Source organism: Providencia sp. 2023EL-00965, assembly GCF_033550225.1.
Classification (GTDB): Bacteria; Pseudomonadota; Gammaproteobacteria; order Enterobacterales; family Enterobacteriaceae; genus Providencia; species Providencia manganoxydans.
Window position 1 is genome coordinate 41,461 of the sequence record NZ_JAWUEH010000003.1, and the last position, 15,960, is coordinate 57,420.

Genomic DNA, 15,960 nt, shown 5'->3' on the forward strand with positions numbered 1-15,960 from the left:
GGGGGTATCGTGGTCATGGCCGCAGCGAACTCACTTTGGAAGAAGATTTATAAGCAAAAGCGACCGTGGAAAAAACATGCTTTGCTGATGTTGCTGGTGGGGGCGATCTCTGCGCCATCAAGTTATTACGTGTTGCATCGTTTCGAAATTGGTATTGACCCTCAAAATAACCAGTGCTTACCCCCTTACCGTATTTATCTGGTAGATAAGCACGACACTACCCCCGTTAAAGGCACTACCTTTGCTTTCAGTTCGAAATACATGGGTGAGTCAGGGAAAGGCATCAAAATGGTGGACGGGGTCGGTGGGGATGCCATCTCTGTGAATGATGAAGAGACCACAGTAAATGGTTCGATGGTCGGTGAAGGCCTAGCGCTTGCCACAGAATCAGGTCACACCCCTCAAGAACTTACTCGCAATGGAGTTATCCCTGAGGGTCGGATCTGGCTTATGGGCCGAACAAAACTCAGCTTCGACTCTCGCTACTGGGGATCGGTGCCGGAAACACAAATCATAGGAAGGGCCTACCCGATATGGTAATCCAACTAAAAGTCACGAAGTTTCGCAAAGCTCTCATCGCATTGGCCGTGTTTAGTAGCATGGCCTATTCTGTCAGTGCGGCATCACTGCCTTTGACGGATTTACCCTCTCGCCCTGCTGAGGTAACGGATAATGAGAAGGCCGATATTGATAGCCTCATCCGTGTAGCAAGAGAGCAACAAAAAAATGAAGAAGCTAATGCAAAGTCAGCGCGTGAAAATAACCGCGAAATGCTTCGAAAAATGCCAGAAACGCGTACTGACAATGAAATGATAAGTGACACTGTCACTGGCGCAATTGCAGATGCTGACGTTGCGGACGGTAAACAAAACAAAATGGCCGGTGATTTTTACTATGTGCTAGTTTCTGCATCACTGTCTGATAAGGAAATTAAAGACATGATGACCGACTACGATGGCCGCAGGGATGTCTCGTTGGTTATTCGTGGCGTTACTGATAAAGCAAAATTAATGGACGAACTCACTCGCTGGCAACAGCTGGTGCTCGACTCCGGTGCAGAAGTGACAGTTAATCTGGATCCGGTCATCTTCAAAGATAATGCCGTTACCGCAGTTCCAACCATCATCCATGAGAAAGATGGTGAGTTTGTAGCCAGCGTATCTGGCATCTCGAATATCGACTTCCTGAAGGGTAAAACCGGTAAGCTGGGTACCGCAGGCCCTACGAAAGAAGTCGTGGAGCGCAGCCTGCTGGACATGATTGAAGAAGGGGTTAAAAATCTCGACTTTGAGCAAATGAAAAAAGACGCTTTGAACAACTATTGGCCTCGCCAGCGCCAGGAATTTGAAGTGTTCCCGACAGTTAAGAAGCGCGCAACCCACACCATCGATCCTACGGTAATCATTCCCCAAGATATTGTCACGCCTGAAGGGGTTGTCGTCGCTAAAAAAGGAAAGGTGAATCCGTTAGATGTGATTCCGTTCGGCCAGAAGCTGATAGTGTTTGATGCCAGCGTGCCGTGGCAGCGTGACTTTGCGCGCCATGAGTACGAAAACACGGAGCCAGGCATCAATCCCATTCTGATCACAACGAACGTATACGGTGATGGCTGGGATACGTTCAAAGATGCAGCGCAGCATTACGGTGAGAAAGCCCGACTCTACATGATCCTGCCAGGTATGTCTGAGCGCTTTGGTATTGAAGCGGTACCCAGTATCGTCACTGCTGACAGAAAAGTATTCATCATCAATGAGTACCCTGAAGCCAACTATGCTAATAAGGTGGCAAAATGAAATCCTTACACAAAAAATTAAAATCATTCAGTTTGCACCTAATCGCTGCCACGGCTGTTTCCTTATGCTTTGCAGGCAATGCAATGGCTGATAAAACAGCCGAGACTGCGCCTGCGGTGAATGAGGTATGCCGTGATAATCAACTTCTTTCCTTCAAGCTTTTTACCGACGTATGCTGGGGGTGTATTTTCCCAATCAAGGTTGCAGGAATTACAATGGGCCCCTCCGGTAAAGTGCCAGACAATGCCGCTAGTGGTATGGCGTGTGCTTGCCAAGACGGTCTTGGGGTGTATCACCCAGGCGTGCTGACAGCTATGTGGGAGCCCCGCAAAATCATCGAACTAACACGCACGCCAGGCTGCATGTCTTCGCTGGGAGGGGTTAACCTTAACCTCGGCAATAACCTTCAGTACGGCATCCAAACCGACGGCGGTGATGAAGAGCGACGTAATAAGTTTTCAATCAGCTTCTATAACGCCCACATGTACGCTCTTCCTCTGTTGCGTATGCTTGACCTGTATTTGCCGGGGCAATGTACTGCTGACCCGTACAGTGACTTTGATGTGGTTAGTTTCTCTGAGATTGACCCAACCTGGAACAACACAGCTTTGGCTTTCTTCCAGAACCCGGAATCGGCTGCGGTTGCAAACGTCGTGGCACAGCAAGCTTGTGCATTAGAGGCAGCGGCTCAATTCGCGGGGAAACAACCAATGGACTCGCTTTGGTGGTGTGCGGGCTCTTGGGGAGGGCAATACCCATTGACGGGATCGGTGCGCAGTATGGACACGACTCGAACAACCAGCTTGGCCGGTATTCGCGAGCTTGCTGTTGAACACCGTCGTGGTTTGGCTTACCGGACTATGGGGAATGATACAGTCTGCCGGTCAAAGATCTACCCGACCTTACCTAAGCAGCAATACAAACTGAATATGTTCAGTCCGACACCTGAAACCAAAGAAGGCCATGAAGTCGGTGAATCCCCATATCAGTGGCAAGGTGGAATGTATCGCTACCCCACAGGAAAAGGCCAAGACTCAACATACATGATCTATCAATGGATGGATTGCTGCCGAACTATTTAACTCGCAGTTTTGATTGAATCAGACCCTTGTATATCTACAAGGGTTTTTTATTACCACCCTATTTGTGGAGTTACCGTAATATCACATTCTTTTGAAGAACTTTGTCTGCATGAATCTTTCAATTTTTCAAAAGCGATTATGTATTCTTCAGCTGGCTTATACCCTTTAACCTTTGCTTTATTAATCAGAAAAATACCGAAATCAACATCTTTGGGAAATCCAGCACCATCTATATACATTGTTCCTAATGTAAATTCCGCCCTGGCAGAGCCTTGACCTGCGGCCTGGTGAAACCAATATCCTGCTAACCGATAGTTAACCTTACCGTTTTTTCCGAAGTAATAATGTAACGCAAGGGATTCCTGGGATTTAAGATGGTTTTGTTTGGCAGCTTTAAGAAATGATTGTTCTGCGAGGTCGAACTTACCCTCGTTCGAATACCGCCAACCTTCTTGATACAGATTTTCAAGATCGTTCGTGATTTGCGTGTGGGGGGGATTTGTATTTTGTTGCTGTGTATTTGCACCTAGGGCAGGAAGGCACAAGGAGAAAGTTAGCAGAGCAATGGCTGTCTTCTTCATAGAAACCTATTTGTTATTTTATTAATTAAATCAAACAGAGGATGCGAAGAACGTTAACAAATATTTCACTAATTGCAAGCAAGCGCATACAGAAAAGGCAGGTGGGTGGCCTGCCTTGGTGAGGGGGCTTGATGAGAGGGTAATTACGCTTCGGTATGGCTTTCGGTTTGCGTGGCTTCAGCTTCGCTTTGCTCTTTGTTCGCTGGGCTCGCAACATCTGCATTCTTGCCATTATTGTCGTTCAGTTCTTCGACAGTGGCCGATGCGTGCCGGTCAAGGGTGTTAACCATGTTGCGAATACTGTCGCGCAAGCGGGTTTTATAGTCATCCACTTCATCCTGATTAAACAGGTTGTTCAACCACAAGCGATCAAGCAGCGTTATCAGCTCATCGAAGCTACGGAACAAACGCACTACACGCATGGCATCAGGAGTACGTACTCGAATGCTGTAGTCGCGCGGGGCCGTATACGAAACCTCTTCAATACGACTCGTTCCAGAAGCCTCGGCCTCTTCAAGAACTTTAGTCAGCGTTGAAATGCCGAAGCTAATTTCTTTTTCTGGTCCCGCCAGGATTTCACTCACGGCTTTTTTGGTGCGGTCAATCGCCCCTTTTACACCGAGGCGTTCCAGTCCGGTGCTGTTAATGGTCAGATTAAACAGCGCCTTTGACATCAAATTGTAGTGGCGTTGCTGCATGCGAATACCTTCTTGCGTTTGCAGCTGGAACGGTACGGTGATCTCCGGGTTAGAGTATTCGCGGCGTTCGCGTGTAGGTGCCTGCCCTTTGTTTTGCGTAGGCTCCGGCGAACGTGTACGGTTGCCACGGTTGTTACGTTTGATTTGACCCTGCTTTGCGTTATCAGTCACTTTAGCCTTCTCTGTAGTTGCCATGATTTATCCTCACATTTAGTCGCATTTAAGCCTGACTATTTAGTCATACGAAAACGGTCAAGTCATGGGAAAAGGCCAGCATTTCGCGGAAGAAAAACAGTTCTTGATTTGACTGGTTATCTGAAGTAGGCTTTTGTAACAGCCTAGCTGATGGCCTACTCTCTTCTCAGCATAACTTCAAACGCGAACCCGTAACTTCGGTGTGAATATACCACCGCCCCCTGGTAGCCTAACTGGCTTTCCTCACGGGTTTCGCACGCCTAAATCAGGCCAGAGCATCTCTGACGTGTTCTTGTTCTTTGAACAAAACATGTCACCTTGCCGCCCTAGCAAAGGGTATTTTTGGATCTCAATCCAAACCAAAAAAATTGTTAACTTCCTCTTATCTCAACTCCTGCGTTTTGTCTGTGTCCGGACTTCGTTTTTACGATGTCTGTCGCTTTGTTTACATCCATTGAATCCTCACATTTCAGGGTGTTTCTCTGTGGCCGGACTTCGCATATAAATTTATGGTGAATATTATGTCTTCTTTCGAATTGCAAGGCTTTGTTTATATTGGCATGTTCCTCTCGTTGTTCTGGCGTCCTAAGAACGCTTCGTTCGTAGTGCCAGCTGGCATTGCTTTTTATATTTTCACGGCTGGATTTGTGCAATCCACTATTCCTTTAATCATTGCCTGTGGCTGTCTGACTCTGTCAGCTGTTGTTCTGGCTGTTCAAATCATGTCTCGTTTCTCTACTGAAGATGACGAACTTGATGAGTCTGACGATTCTGATGATTCCACCACTTCAAGCGCCAAGCGTCCTTCTCGCACTGTTATCACTGAGCACGAAGGTAAGTTGGTTTCTTTTGGTATGGCTCATTGGAAAAATGACCGTTCAAACGATATGTCCTTCTATGTTGAAATCGAAGGGCAAAATAAAGTTTGGGCTATTGGTCTTAAAAAAGCTGTCGAGAATTCTGGTGCTAAAATTGGTGACACTGTTGTTTTCTGGAAAGACTCCGAAGTGCGCACCAGTAAAGCTCAGGTTCTTGATCGCAAGGGTAATGTGACTGGTTATCGCGACCTTGAAACTGACAAACGTCGTGGTCTCTGGATCATGGAAGTTGTTAGCTGATATTCACTAATCTCTCTTAAACAAGCCCAGATTCCTGGGCTTTTAACTATTTTAAATCTATTAATTTCAAGGTGATTTATGATTATCATTAATGCTTCCACGTTCGAAAACTGTATTCGTTGTGGTAGTCCTTGTCAGTTGGAAGGCTTTGATGCTTCCCGCAATACCTATACCCTCAATTGTAATGATTGTGGATGGCATTGCTGTCACCATGAAGGTGCTGATGATTGCCCTCTTTGTATCAGTCAAAATGATGATATTGCACTTCGTGAATGCGGCGTTAAAAACCGGACTGAAGCTATCAAGTTGATGGCCAAAGTTAAATTCATGTTGGCTTCAGTAGCATGCAATATTGGTAAGAATCGATTGAGAAAAAAAGATCGTTCACGTCTAGAAGACGCATTCATGATCTTTGTCCATCTGGATGGAACGAGCTACTCCAATAGCTTTACCTATCGCGCCACCCTGGACTTCATTCATCGTCGATACCTTCAATTAGCTGCTGCGTATCATTGAGTTTCGAATGTTCTTCTATCATTTTTCATCTTAACCTCCCAAGAAACCCAGCCTATGCTGGGTTTTTTTTTGCCTTTCGATTGACCCTTACGCTCCTATCGCTTACTCTGTTCTGGCGATTACATCGCATAACTTCCGGCAATAGCCCTTAACCAAAACACCTAATTTCGGCCACCAGCGCCTCTACGAATGAATCCCGCATTCATTCTCACGGCTTTTTCATGCCTACAAAACAGAATTCGACAGCCCGGTGCCCTATAAGGCTCCGGGCTTTTTGCTGCTCGTCGAACCGGTGTTTTTCCTCACGCTGAGGAATATCAGTGCGTCCAGTCACTCTACTGGGCATTGCAATACCCTTAACTTCCCTTCCTAAACAGACTGTACCTGAGATTTAACCTCAGGCTAGTCAGGCCTTTCCAGGCATAAACTTTCTAAATATTTTAAATCTATTAATTGAGGTATTAACTATGTTCTCCAAAGCTAAAGGTAAAGTAGCGATCGACCCTCGTTATACTCCCGCTAAAAACGGTAATGACTCTGTCATTTTTTTCCGTTTGGGTTGTGAAATGAAGATCAACTCGCAAAAAGTGATTGAGTTTTTCCCTATCAAGGCTTTCGGTAAAGTTGCTGATTTTCTCCACAATACCATCAAGAAAGACTCTGAGATCTCTATCGAAGCTATCGCTCGCACAGCTCGCTATGTGAAAGATGGTTCCGATGTTCAGCGTACTGAGTTCCATGCATTCTCCGTTCACGATATTGCGACCAACCTGGTCGTTGATACGCGAATTAATGATGCTAATCCTCAGTCTTACGTTGCTCCAATCACTGCTTCGACACCAACTCAACAACCACTGCGTTCGCCTGAATTACAGGCGCGTCTGGATGCTGAGTTAGTTGTTCAGAAGATGAGTTATGACGAAGTGAAAACGATCGGTAACAAGTTCCGTGCAGCACTCCAGCAAGCACAGAAAAGTGCCGCAGCCAAGAGAGAAGCCAAACAACAGCCGCCCGCTCAACAACCTACCGTTAAGCAAACTGTGACAGCTCGTAGCAGTGCGATCTTCGTACCTTCTACAAAGCCTACCGTCACAGACCAACTCATTGCAGCTCGTGCAATGGTTAGTAATGGCAGTTATTCCGATATGCGCGGTTAATACTCCGCAGTAAACGCCACTCGTTGAGTGGCGTTTTCATATCTGTTTGGTCAATTTTTAAATCTATTAAATATGAGGTACTACCATGTCTTATTCGAACAATGCCCGTCGCGCTTATGACAACAATAACGCGAAAAGAGCCAACACTGACATCACGGTCAGAGTTGACACAGTGACCCGTCACATGATGACTCTAGGTAGTCAGTTTGAAAAGGCTGCAATGCACCCACATATCTCTTTCCAGAGAGAGTGTGTGTTTGCCAAGCACATCATTAACAACAGTGACTATCTCACTGGTATTGCGTTAACTAACCCGCGTTCTTTCGAGACTGCGTTTTTACAGTTAGCGAGTTCCGGTTTGACACTCGACCCTGCACAGAAACAGGCATATCTGGTTCCACGCAATAATCGGGTGATCTTGGATGTCTCTTATCTCGGCCTGATCAAAATGGCTACAGATGAAGGACTCTGCCAAGACATTGTTGCTGAATTGGTGTTTGAGAATGATGCAGTATTTAAGCCACAAGGTCGTCGTAATAGTCCGATCCATGAGTTTGACCCATTTGCTAGCAAAGGGGATTTGATTCTGACGGTGACGGATAAAGGTACCTTAGGCGCTCGCGGTAACTTCCGTGGTGTCTATGTGGACTTTCTCATGCGAGATGGCCGCAACCTCGTTTACTTTGTAACTGTTGAAGATTTAGCCGCTGCTCGCGCAGTTTCTGAATCTTGGAAAAAAGTTGATAAAAGAGCATTATCTCCGTGGACAACATTCCCGTGGAAAATGGTTCTGAAATCCGCCCTTAAACAAACCGTTCATTTAATCCCAGGCAACCGAACTCGAATCAGCGCAGTGATTGATTATCTCAATACCTACGGTGAAGAAGGGTTCAAGTCTTCCGCTCATGTCCCTGTTGAAGCTGCTGCTGCTGAAATGGCTCAACGTCAAGCTGCTCAGGCTGCTAACAATGATGTTGCTTCATCTCAGCCTATTGTTGCTGACGACAGTGTTATTGAGGGTGAAATTGTTGCTCATGATGACGTCGCTCCCCCTGCGCAATCGGCCCAACCCGTTGAGAAGGCATCTCAGCCTGCGTCACAGGAAGCTCAGTCAGCTCCAGTTGATGTTCAACCCAAGTCTGATGCGGGTGGATCTCAGCCAGAAGAACTTCAAGTTCCGATGTCTGAAATTCCAGGTGTTCGTCAAAGCAGTTTCAAACGAATTGCGAAACTCGTTACCCGCGCAGAAAAAACGCTGGCTTACGAAACCATGATCGCCGAACTGAAAGACGCATTTTCTTTCAACGACAGCGAATTGGCTTACGCAAAACGTCAATTGGAACAATCGCGCCGTGACCTGCTCAGTACGAAAGTTTCTGAGTCAGTTCACATGTGTGATTTTGGGATCGCAAATGACTTTGTTAATCGTCTTGCTGACGGGGAGTTTAAAGCCAGTGCAGCCCAGTGGGTTTCTTCTGTTGAAGCTGAAACTAACTCCATGCAAGTGCTCTACTCTCAAGCTCTTCAGTCCGGTCAATTCGACGAACTTGAATCTGCCTTGAATTCAGTCAAACACAAAGGTCTCAAAGAGATGTTGTGCAACCTGATTTCAACAGCTAAAGCAGCATAAAACATAACCGGCATTTATTGCCGGTTTTTTAATTTTATAAATTTATTAATGGTGATCGTATGTCTGATTCAATCTGTGAAATTGTCGATATTGAACAAGGAACTCCAGAGTGGCACAAATGGCGTAGAACAGGTGTTACGGCAACATGCTCCCCAATTCTCTTGGGTGCGCCTGGAGCTATGAAAACGCCTTATCAGTTATACCTTCAGTATGCAGGCTTGCTTGCTTCTGAAGATCTATCTGCGATTAAGCAGGTGGATGCCGGTAACAAACTCGAAGCGCTTGCGCGGTCTTACTGCGAAAGTGAATTGGGGCAAATAGCCTCACCCTTTTGCGTTCGACATGCCAAGTACCCGTTCATGATAGCTTCGCTTGATGGACAGCTCGATGACCGTTCTGTACTGGAGATCAAGAATCTCTCAGAGAAAAAACATTTAGCTATCCTCGAACAAGGTTCAGCCTCGCCGGAATTTAAATATTACTTCTGGCAGGTGCAGCATCAGTTATTCGTAACAGGTGCCCCGCAAGCTTATCTTGTTTTCTGGTCCGCTAAAGATCAGCCGAAGATTTTCCTTATCAAACCTAACCAGGGCGCTTTCACACGTTTGTTTGCTGCATGCAAAGAGTTCTGGGAACGTTTAAATCAAAAGGTAGCTCCGGCTTTTGATAAACAGCAAGACATCCTGCTGGTTTCTGATGCCGATATTCTGGCCCAAACCAGTGAATTTACTGCTCCAGATGATCTCTCTGCTCGTATCGCTGACATCCGCCGTCAAGTTGCGAATGTCCGCGCCAAAGAAGCCGAGTTTGAAGCCGTGAAAGCCCAGTTGTCTAATCTTGAAGAAACGCTTAAGGCGTCGATTCAAGGTCTTGCAACAGGTCTTGGTTTCAAAAGCACAGACCCTGTCCGTATTGATGGGTTTGGTTTTCGCTATCTGGAAAGTAAAGTCAAAGGTCGCACTAACTGGAAAATGATCGCTGAGCGTCTTAATGTGACTGCTGAGCAATATCCGGACTGTGTGACTCAGGAGTCTCTTCGCTCCAGCCTGTCTGTCTATGAGTATGAAGCTTCCCCAGAGGACAGCGTTTATATTCCACCTGAAGCCATCAAACCTGTTGTGGCAGAAGGAGATGCACTCACCGGTGTTGAAGACAATGCCTTGTTGTTGTTTTAACTCTCTCACACCCGACTTCGGTCGGGTTTTTTCTTGTTGACCCAGCTGTAAGAATTGATTATTGTAGCGGTGCGGTACACACCGCCTAACTTCTGGCAACCTGCCCCTAAACACCTAATTTCGGCCATATCGCCATTCTGAATGCGTTTACTCTCATTCACACGGCACACGCATATCTGTACCAAATTCGATAGCCCGTTGCTTTTTAAGCAGCGGGTTTTTTTATGCGTCGAAAACGGTGTTTCGTTCTCAAGCTGAGAACAACAAGTGCCTCCAGTCACTCTACTGGAACTTTGCAATACCTTAAATCTCGCCTCTTTTCTGAGGCCTTAAACCTTTTAAATCTATTAATTTTAGGAGTCTCTCCATGTCCATCGTTAATCTGACTGCATATAAAGCATCCGACGCACAACGCGAAATGGGTGTGATTGATGTTGAACGTGACATTTCACAAATCATTCGTGAAAAACTCTCGTTCAATGACTGCCCCACCGTTTCGTTAATGCAGCAACGTGCCGACGAACTAGCAGATATCGCTTTGCTGCTGTGTTCCCGTCACCAGGCTGAAGGTGTTTTGGTTTATGCCAAAACCTACTTTATGCCAACCCTGATCACCGCGCTTTCCGAGCGTGGTATTACGGCGTTTGCCACTTATGCACCTAAGTCGATTGTCTGTGAACAAGGACAAATGAGTAGCCGGTATACACATTCCAATCTGGTTTGCTGTTCTCCTGCTGCTTAATTCGACGACTCTTCACTTTTAAATTCCCTAACTCTTTTAAATCTATCTAAATTATTGAGGTAATACATGTCTACTTTTAACACTACTCTAGCTGCTGATACCCTGGTTCGTAACGTCGCAATCTCTCCGGAATTATTCGGCGTTGTCATTCCAGAACACATGAAAGCGCAGGTTAAACCGTATGCTGGTTTCGCTGCGGATAATGCATTCAGTGCTGCCATCCCTAGCCGAAATGATCATTACGTGTTTGAGCCGTCTCTGCGTGCGTCTGTCCTGATGTGGATTAACTACCCTCAGGGTCAGTCGCTGTGGATCTCCGGCCCTACAGGCTGCGGTAAAACCAGTATTGTTGAGCAAGTTGCCGCTCGACTGAACTGGCCTTTGATGAAAACAACAGCTTCTCAGGATTTGGACATTAATAGTCTTGTCGGTGGTCTTCGTCTCGTTTGCGACACAATGACCGGTGATACCCGTACAGACTTCCTTTATGGTCCTCTGGCACTTGCTTACAAATTTGGCCTCATTTTCCTTTTGGATGAATACGACCAACTTGACCCAAGCTGTGCTAACGCTTTTAACGCGATCTTAGAAGGTGGGAATCTTGTTATTCCTGAAACCAACGAAGTGATCAAAAAGCATCCTAACTTCCGTTTTGTCGCTACAGCCAACTCGATCGGCCAAGGTGATTTAACGGGTGTCTATGGTGGTGTAAAAGTGCTGAACGTCGCGAACCTCGATCGCTATATGTTCATCAACGCGAATTACATGCCAAAAGACGTTGAAACCTCGTTAATCAAGAAGTTCATTTCAGATGAAGTGCTCGCAGGTAAGTTTGTTGAAATCGCTAACATCATTCGTAAGTTGTTTGTCGGCAGTGATATCGCTGGTGATTTTAATCAGTCCAATGACAGTTCTTCTGTCAAGGTATCCGCTGTTTCGCCAGACACGCGATTGTCTGTTACGTGCTCTACTCGCTCGCTGATTGCCTGGGTTGAACGTTTCTCGCTGATGAATAAGGCCAAAATGCCTGAAGCTCTGCAAGTTTCCTTCGACTTACAAATCGGTAACCGTGCCGGTGCTGATGATAAGCGTGCTCTGCATGCCATCCTCAAAGCGGTATTCGGTTAAACCTTGTTAACACCTCTCTAAATGCAATTCTCTAAATAAATAATGGCCCATTTCTGGGCCTTTTTAATATTTTAAATTTATAAATAAAAGGTAACTAATATGTCTACGAATAACCAAACTCACACTCAAGTTTTAGACCAATTAATCCTGGTTTCTCTTTCTGAGATTTCCTGCATTAGCGGCCGTAAAAAGCTGCAACGTCAAGACTTAGGTGAAAATGCCGAACTGCCACCAGAAGTCATGGTGTCTCTTGGTTCTAAGAAAGTGATTGACCCGCAGTTGATTAACCCGTTTGAACGCTTTAAGAACAAGGCTAAGAAAGCTTGTTTGTCCTACGGTGTTGCTTTCATGGGCGGCTATGCTGTCCCAACGGATAAGGTCAATGCACTCATCGATGAACTGAAGGATGTGAAGCAAGAGTTTTATGACTACAAAAAAGAATTTTTGAAGGCTGATTTTAATGGCTGGATTAATTCATTTGAGGAAAAGTATCGTGCAATCCTTGTGCGCGATGCCGCGATTGATATCGGCTATATGGATTCCCAAATTCAATTTGGGTTTACTGCGATTCATATCACTCCTTATGGCAATGCCATCATTCAAGATGGTTTTGCAAGTCAGGTAAAAAGTCTGGCAGATGAAGTCTATGAAGACGTTGCCTCCGTTGCTGACAAGTTCTTAAAGAACCTGAATAGCAAAGATGCAATCAGTCAACACACACTGAATCCGCTACGTCGTTCTGCTGAAAAACTTCGTACTCTGGCGTTTATTGACCCCAGTGTTGAAGGTCTGTGCGAGTACATGTCTCAAGTGCTTGATAACTTACCTTTGACAGGCAAAGTTACCGGTCAAGACTACAACAATGCATTATCCCTTCTAAACAACCTCCGCGATCCACAAGCTGCTAAGTCGTTTGTATCGTTGCTTTCAAATCCGCAAGCTGATTCTGGTTTGGATGCCTCTTTGGTTCTCGACGCCTCTTTTGAGTTGCCGACTACCGATTTGGTTTCTCCACCAGCACAACCTGCTTTGGAAACAACACCAGCCACTCCTGCTGACGTGGTTCCACACACGAACGCATTCGCTGTTGCTGAAACGATTGATGATAGCTTCTTGGCCGACCTGCCACTCGACTTGCCTCCGGCCGGTCCTGTTGCAGACCCGGTTGTTACAGTGGCTGATACGTCAAGCACTGTTGAAGTTAATCAGCCTGCTGGTTCTGTTGAAGTTGTTGATGATAGCGCGCTGCTGAGTTCTTTCGTCGTTCCTGCTGCCGCTGTCGATTTGAATGCCCCGGCTTCTGCTACTCCAGTTAATCTGGATTTTGCTGATACCGATTCAGACGATGGGATCATGATGTTCTAAATCTAAGGCCCCTTTACGGGCCTTTTTTAATTTCCTAAATATGGACTTGGTTATGCAAAAGTATCTTTTGTGCAACAACGAGTTACTTGTTGAGTTTAGTAAATACGGTGAGCAGCTTCCTATGGCTTTTGCTGTGTTGTTTGGTAATACCCTGCCCTGGCTTGGTGTTTCTGAAACTGATTTCGACATCCTCCGTTTAGGCCCGTCTCACTCTCTCTACCGCTTTACCTGGCAACAGGTACTGCAAAACGCCTCGGTGACTTTGGATAGCAAAACGTTTTTTTTACGTTTGGCTGACAACGGTGACCTTCGCACCTGTTTGAAACGTCCTTAACGACTCGTTTTCGTCCTTTTAAATTTATATTAAATCTATTGTGAGGTAAGTATGGGTATTTATAACTCTCTGCCCGTCGTTGCACGCGCCCTGAGCGATCAGCTCGGAGTGAATGTAACTGTTGGTGGTTCTACGGCTTGTGCTTCTCAGCAAGGTTCTTCATTCACTATCAACATTCCTTTCTATAAGGATGCTGAAAAATTGTCTGACGTCCTTCTGGGTTATTTGGTTCACGAAGCTGCGCATGTCAAATACACAGAATTTCCGATTCTGAAAGAAGACATTCCTGCTCGTGCCAAACAAGGCTACAACCCAAGTGTTCTTGGTAAGTTGGTAAACATAACCGAAGATCTTCGTATTGAACGTGCGATAGGTCGTCGCTTTCCCGGAGTGCCTTCATTTCTCAAAGCGTTAAATCACTTTGTTTTTAATGAGGACACGAAACCAACTGATGATCCTGCTGTAGCATTTATCAACGGTTTACTCTTGTGTGGTTTCAAACGGTATCACGCACTTAACATTCCTGTTGATCAAGCCCAATCAGACTTCATTCGCTTATTCGGACAAAACATGTTTGATACAGCGATGGACATTCTCGGTTTGGCGATTAACGCGCCTTCCATTGCCGACTGTCTGGATATTTCCTGTCGTCTTTACGATCTTGCAGTAGATGCTTTTAACGATAATCAACAAGACCAACATGATCTGCCTCCTGAGACCGGTGACGATTCACAATCCGAACCAAGCAGTGATAACTCACAGCCTGGCGAAGATAATGATAGTGCTGACTCTAATGTAGATGCTGGCGATGGCTCTTCTGACGGTCAATCGTCTCAAGGTACTTCCGCTCAGCCTGGTAATGAACCTGAAAATGGTGACAGCCCTGCTTCTGGCAGTGATGTTTCCACCAGCGTTTCTACCAGCTCAACACCGTCTAAATCAGACCATTCAGACCCTTTTGCCAATGTCACTGATGATAATCTCAACGAGGTTATTAAAGGTGCTGGTGAACGCTTGAATGACTGTATTAAAGACAACGTTTCTCCAAGTGAACGCACACCTGCTGCTACCCCGTTCGGTATTGCTCCGGCTAAGTGTCACGCAACCAGAGAAGCTTCGGTTCTCCGAGGTGTTCAGGCTGCGTCTGGCCTTCGTCAGTCAATGCACGGGCTACTACAAGGTATGCAACAAACTCGTCGTACACACAAAGAAACGGGTCGTGTTATGGATACGCGTCGGCTGACTTCGGCTCTTTTAGGAGAAACCAAGTTATTCCGACACAAATCTAAAGCTGTTGAGTTCAACTCTGCCTTTACTGTTCTGCTTGATTCAAGCAGTTCATTGGGTTCTGACATGGTTGAAGCTGAAGCCGCTGTTGTCTCCTTGCTCTTTGCGTTGGACGGCATCAAAGGTGTTTCGACTTCGGCCTATCATTTCCCACATGCCACCGCAAATAACGTTGGCTTGCTAAAAGCGCGTGAACAAAGCTTCCGGGCTGCGGTTAACGCTAAGCAATTTGGTATTAGCGCAAATGGTTGTACGCCACTGGAACAAGCTTTATGGCCTGCGTTCAGTGACTTGCTAAATGCGCGCGCTGATCGCCATGTCATGGTCGTGGTCACTGATGGTAAGCCCGATAACTCCGGGCCTGTTATTCAGATGGTTAATGACGCGAAAAAAGAAGGTGTGATTGTTATTGGTATTGGCTTCGGCGGTGCTAATTCAAACATTATGACTTCTCTATTCGATGATACTGGTGTTGCTGTAGGTTCTGTCTCTGCCCTTCGCGGAAAGCTTCTCGAAGTCTCCCGCAAAGCTTTAACTCGTTAATTTTAAAACCTTCCTAAACAAATCCTTAGCCTCCTGCTTTGCATGAGGCCGGGTTTTTAATTCCTAAATTTATTTTAAATCTATTAAAGGTGATCAAAATGACTATGTCCAAAAATGCATTTGCTCATGAAAATCAGCTGTCCTTCAACGAACTGTTTGAAGCTGACGACCGGACTTATGAAGCAATTTGCGCTGCCAAAGATGATCGTTATGAATTGCGTTATTCGCAACAGATGGCTTACGAAATTATTCGTGACTCTCTGTACATCATGACGGCCCCCAGAAGCAACGTTGAACAGCGTGTTGATGAAATTCTCTGGATCTTCTCTGATAAAAATCAGTCGGATCTGTGCTCTTTCACTAGCTGCTGCTTCTTCGCCAAACTGGACCCAGAAGAGACTCGTATGAGTGTTCTGCATCGCTGGAAGCATGACCTGGCTGAACAAGATCGTTTAATTCAGTCGAACCACTACGATGCGCCATCAAATATGGACTTCGTTGAATCACAGCGTCGCGGTTTCGAAAAATACAAGAAGGCGTTCTATCACTACTACCCGAACGAAGCTGCTCGGAAGTGTGCATAACCGCTTAAAGAATAACGCTGGCATTTGTCAGC

Annotated in this window: 16 protein-coding genes; 14 read left to right on the plus strand and 2 right to left on the minus strand. The window is 45.8% G+C overall.

Annotation, left to right across the window (positions count from 1 at the left end; all coding sequences use genetic code 11):
• The first annotated feature begins 15 nt into the window (after positions 1-15).
• Genes lepB through SC428_RS05190 form a run of 3 tightly spaced genes read left to right on the plus strand, consistent with a single transcriptional unit; the run spans position 16 to position 2,875 of the window.
• On the plus strand, positions 16-540 hold the full coding sequence (lepB, locus tag SC428_RS05180) for a signal peptidase I (protein ID WP_042847239.1): 525 nt from the start codon (positions 16-18) through the stop codon (positions 538-540).
• The gene (locus tag SC428_RS05185) at positions 534-1,793 is read left to right on the plus strand and encodes a TrbC family F-type conjugative pilus assembly protein (RefSeq protein WP_191901260.1); all 1,260 of its coding nucleotides are present in this window, start codon (positions 534-536) and stop codon (positions 1,791-1,793) included. Before lepB ends, SC428_RS05185 begins: the two co-directional genes overlap by 7 nt.
• Entirely contained in the window at positions 1,790-2,875 is a 1,086-nt protein-coding gene (locus tag SC428_RS05190) for a TraU family protein (protein WP_226617178.1), read from the plus strand. Before SC428_RS05185 ends, SC428_RS05190 begins: the two co-directional genes overlap by 4 nt.
• A gap of 50 nt (positions 2,876-2,925) precedes the next feature.
• Here SC428_RS05190 and SC428_RS05195 read toward each other — a convergent pair whose 3' ends face one another.
• Together SC428_RS05195 and SC428_RS05200 are read right to left on the minus strand one after the other, a co-directional pair.
• Entirely contained in the window at positions 2,926-3,456 is a 531-nt protein-coding gene (locus tag SC428_RS05195) for a tetratricopeptide repeat protein (RefSeq protein ID WP_042847238.1), read from the minus strand.
• A 143-nt stretch (positions 3,457-3,599) separates the two neighbouring features.
• Positions 3,600-4,349 (minus strand): AcaB family transcriptional regulator, encoded by a 750-nt coding sequence (locus SC428_RS05200; RefSeq protein ID WP_052219379.1) that lies wholly within the window; start codon positions 4,347-4,349, stop codon positions 3,600-3,602.
• Positions 4,350-4,870: 521 nt separating this feature from the next.
• On the opposite strand from SC428_RS05200, the gene SC428_RS05205 reads away from it, so the two are divergent.
• The 11 genes from SC428_RS05205 (at position 4,871) to SC428_RS05255 (ending at position 15,928) form a co-directional block, all read left to right on the plus strand.
• Positions 4,871-5,467, plus strand: a complete 597-nt coding sequence (locus SC428_RS05205) for a hypothetical protein (protein WP_042847237.1) — start codon at positions 4,871-4,873, stop codon at positions 5,465-5,467.
• A 78-nt stretch (positions 5,468-5,545) separates the two neighbouring features.
• Positions 5,546-5,983 carry a hypothetical protein gene (locus SC428_RS05210; RefSeq protein WP_042847236.1) on the plus strand — a complete coding sequence of 146 codons (438 nt, stop codon included), beginning with the start codon at positions 5,546-5,548 and terminating at the stop codon, positions 5,981-5,983.
• 467 nt (positions 5,984-6,450) lie between these two features.
• A complete protein-coding gene (locus tag SC428_RS05215) occupies positions 6,451-7,140 on the plus strand; it encodes a single-stranded DNA-binding protein (RefSeq protein WP_052219378.1) in 690 nt (229 codons plus the stop codon).
• 85 nt (positions 7,141-7,225) lie between these two features.
• Positions 7,226-8,770 (plus strand): recombinase RecT, encoded by a 1,545-nt coding sequence (locus tag SC428_RS05220; protein WP_042847235.1) that lies wholly within the window; start codon positions 7,226-7,228, stop codon positions 8,768-8,770.
• A 59-nt stretch (positions 8,771-8,829) separates the two neighbouring features.
• Positions 8,830-9,945, plus strand: a complete 1,116-nt coding sequence (locus SC428_RS05225; protein WP_052219377.1) for a lambda-exonuclease family protein — start codon at positions 8,830-8,832, stop codon at positions 9,943-9,945.
• A 367-nt stretch (positions 9,946-10,312) separates the two neighbouring features.
• Complete coding sequence (locus SC428_RS05230; protein ID WP_042847234.1) at positions 10,313-10,687, plus strand: hypothetical protein; 375 nt, start codon at positions 10,313-10,315, stop codon at positions 10,685-10,687.
• Positions 10,688-10,753: 66 nt separating this feature from the next.
• Positions 10,754-11,815: an AAA family ATPase gene (locus tag SC428_RS05235; protein ID WP_042847233.1), complete on the plus strand. Its 1,062-nt coding sequence runs from the start codon at positions 10,754-10,756 to the stop codon at positions 11,813-11,815.
• Between the two features lie 99 nt (positions 11,816-11,914).
• Positions 11,915-13,180: a DUF3150 domain-containing protein gene (locus tag SC428_RS05240; RefSeq protein ID WP_052219376.1), complete on the plus strand. Its 1,266-nt coding sequence runs from the start codon at positions 11,915-11,917 to the stop codon at positions 13,178-13,180.
• 52 nt (positions 13,181-13,232) lie between these two features.
• Entirely contained in the window at positions 13,233-13,514 is a 282-nt protein-coding gene (locus SC428_RS05245; RefSeq protein WP_042847232.1) for a hypothetical protein, read from the plus strand.
• Positions 13,515-13,565: 51 nt separating this feature from the next.
• A complete protein-coding gene (locus SC428_RS05250) occupies positions 13,566-15,344 on the plus strand; it encodes a VWA domain-containing protein (RefSeq protein WP_318706221.1) in 1,779 nt (592 codons plus the stop codon).
• Positions 15,345-15,382: 38 nt separating this feature from the next.
• Positions 15,383-15,928: a hypothetical protein gene (locus SC428_RS05255; protein ID WP_285316587.1), complete on the plus strand. Its 546-nt coding sequence runs from the start codon at positions 15,383-15,385 to the stop codon at positions 15,926-15,928.
• Positions 15,929-15,960: the final 32 nt, after the last annotated feature.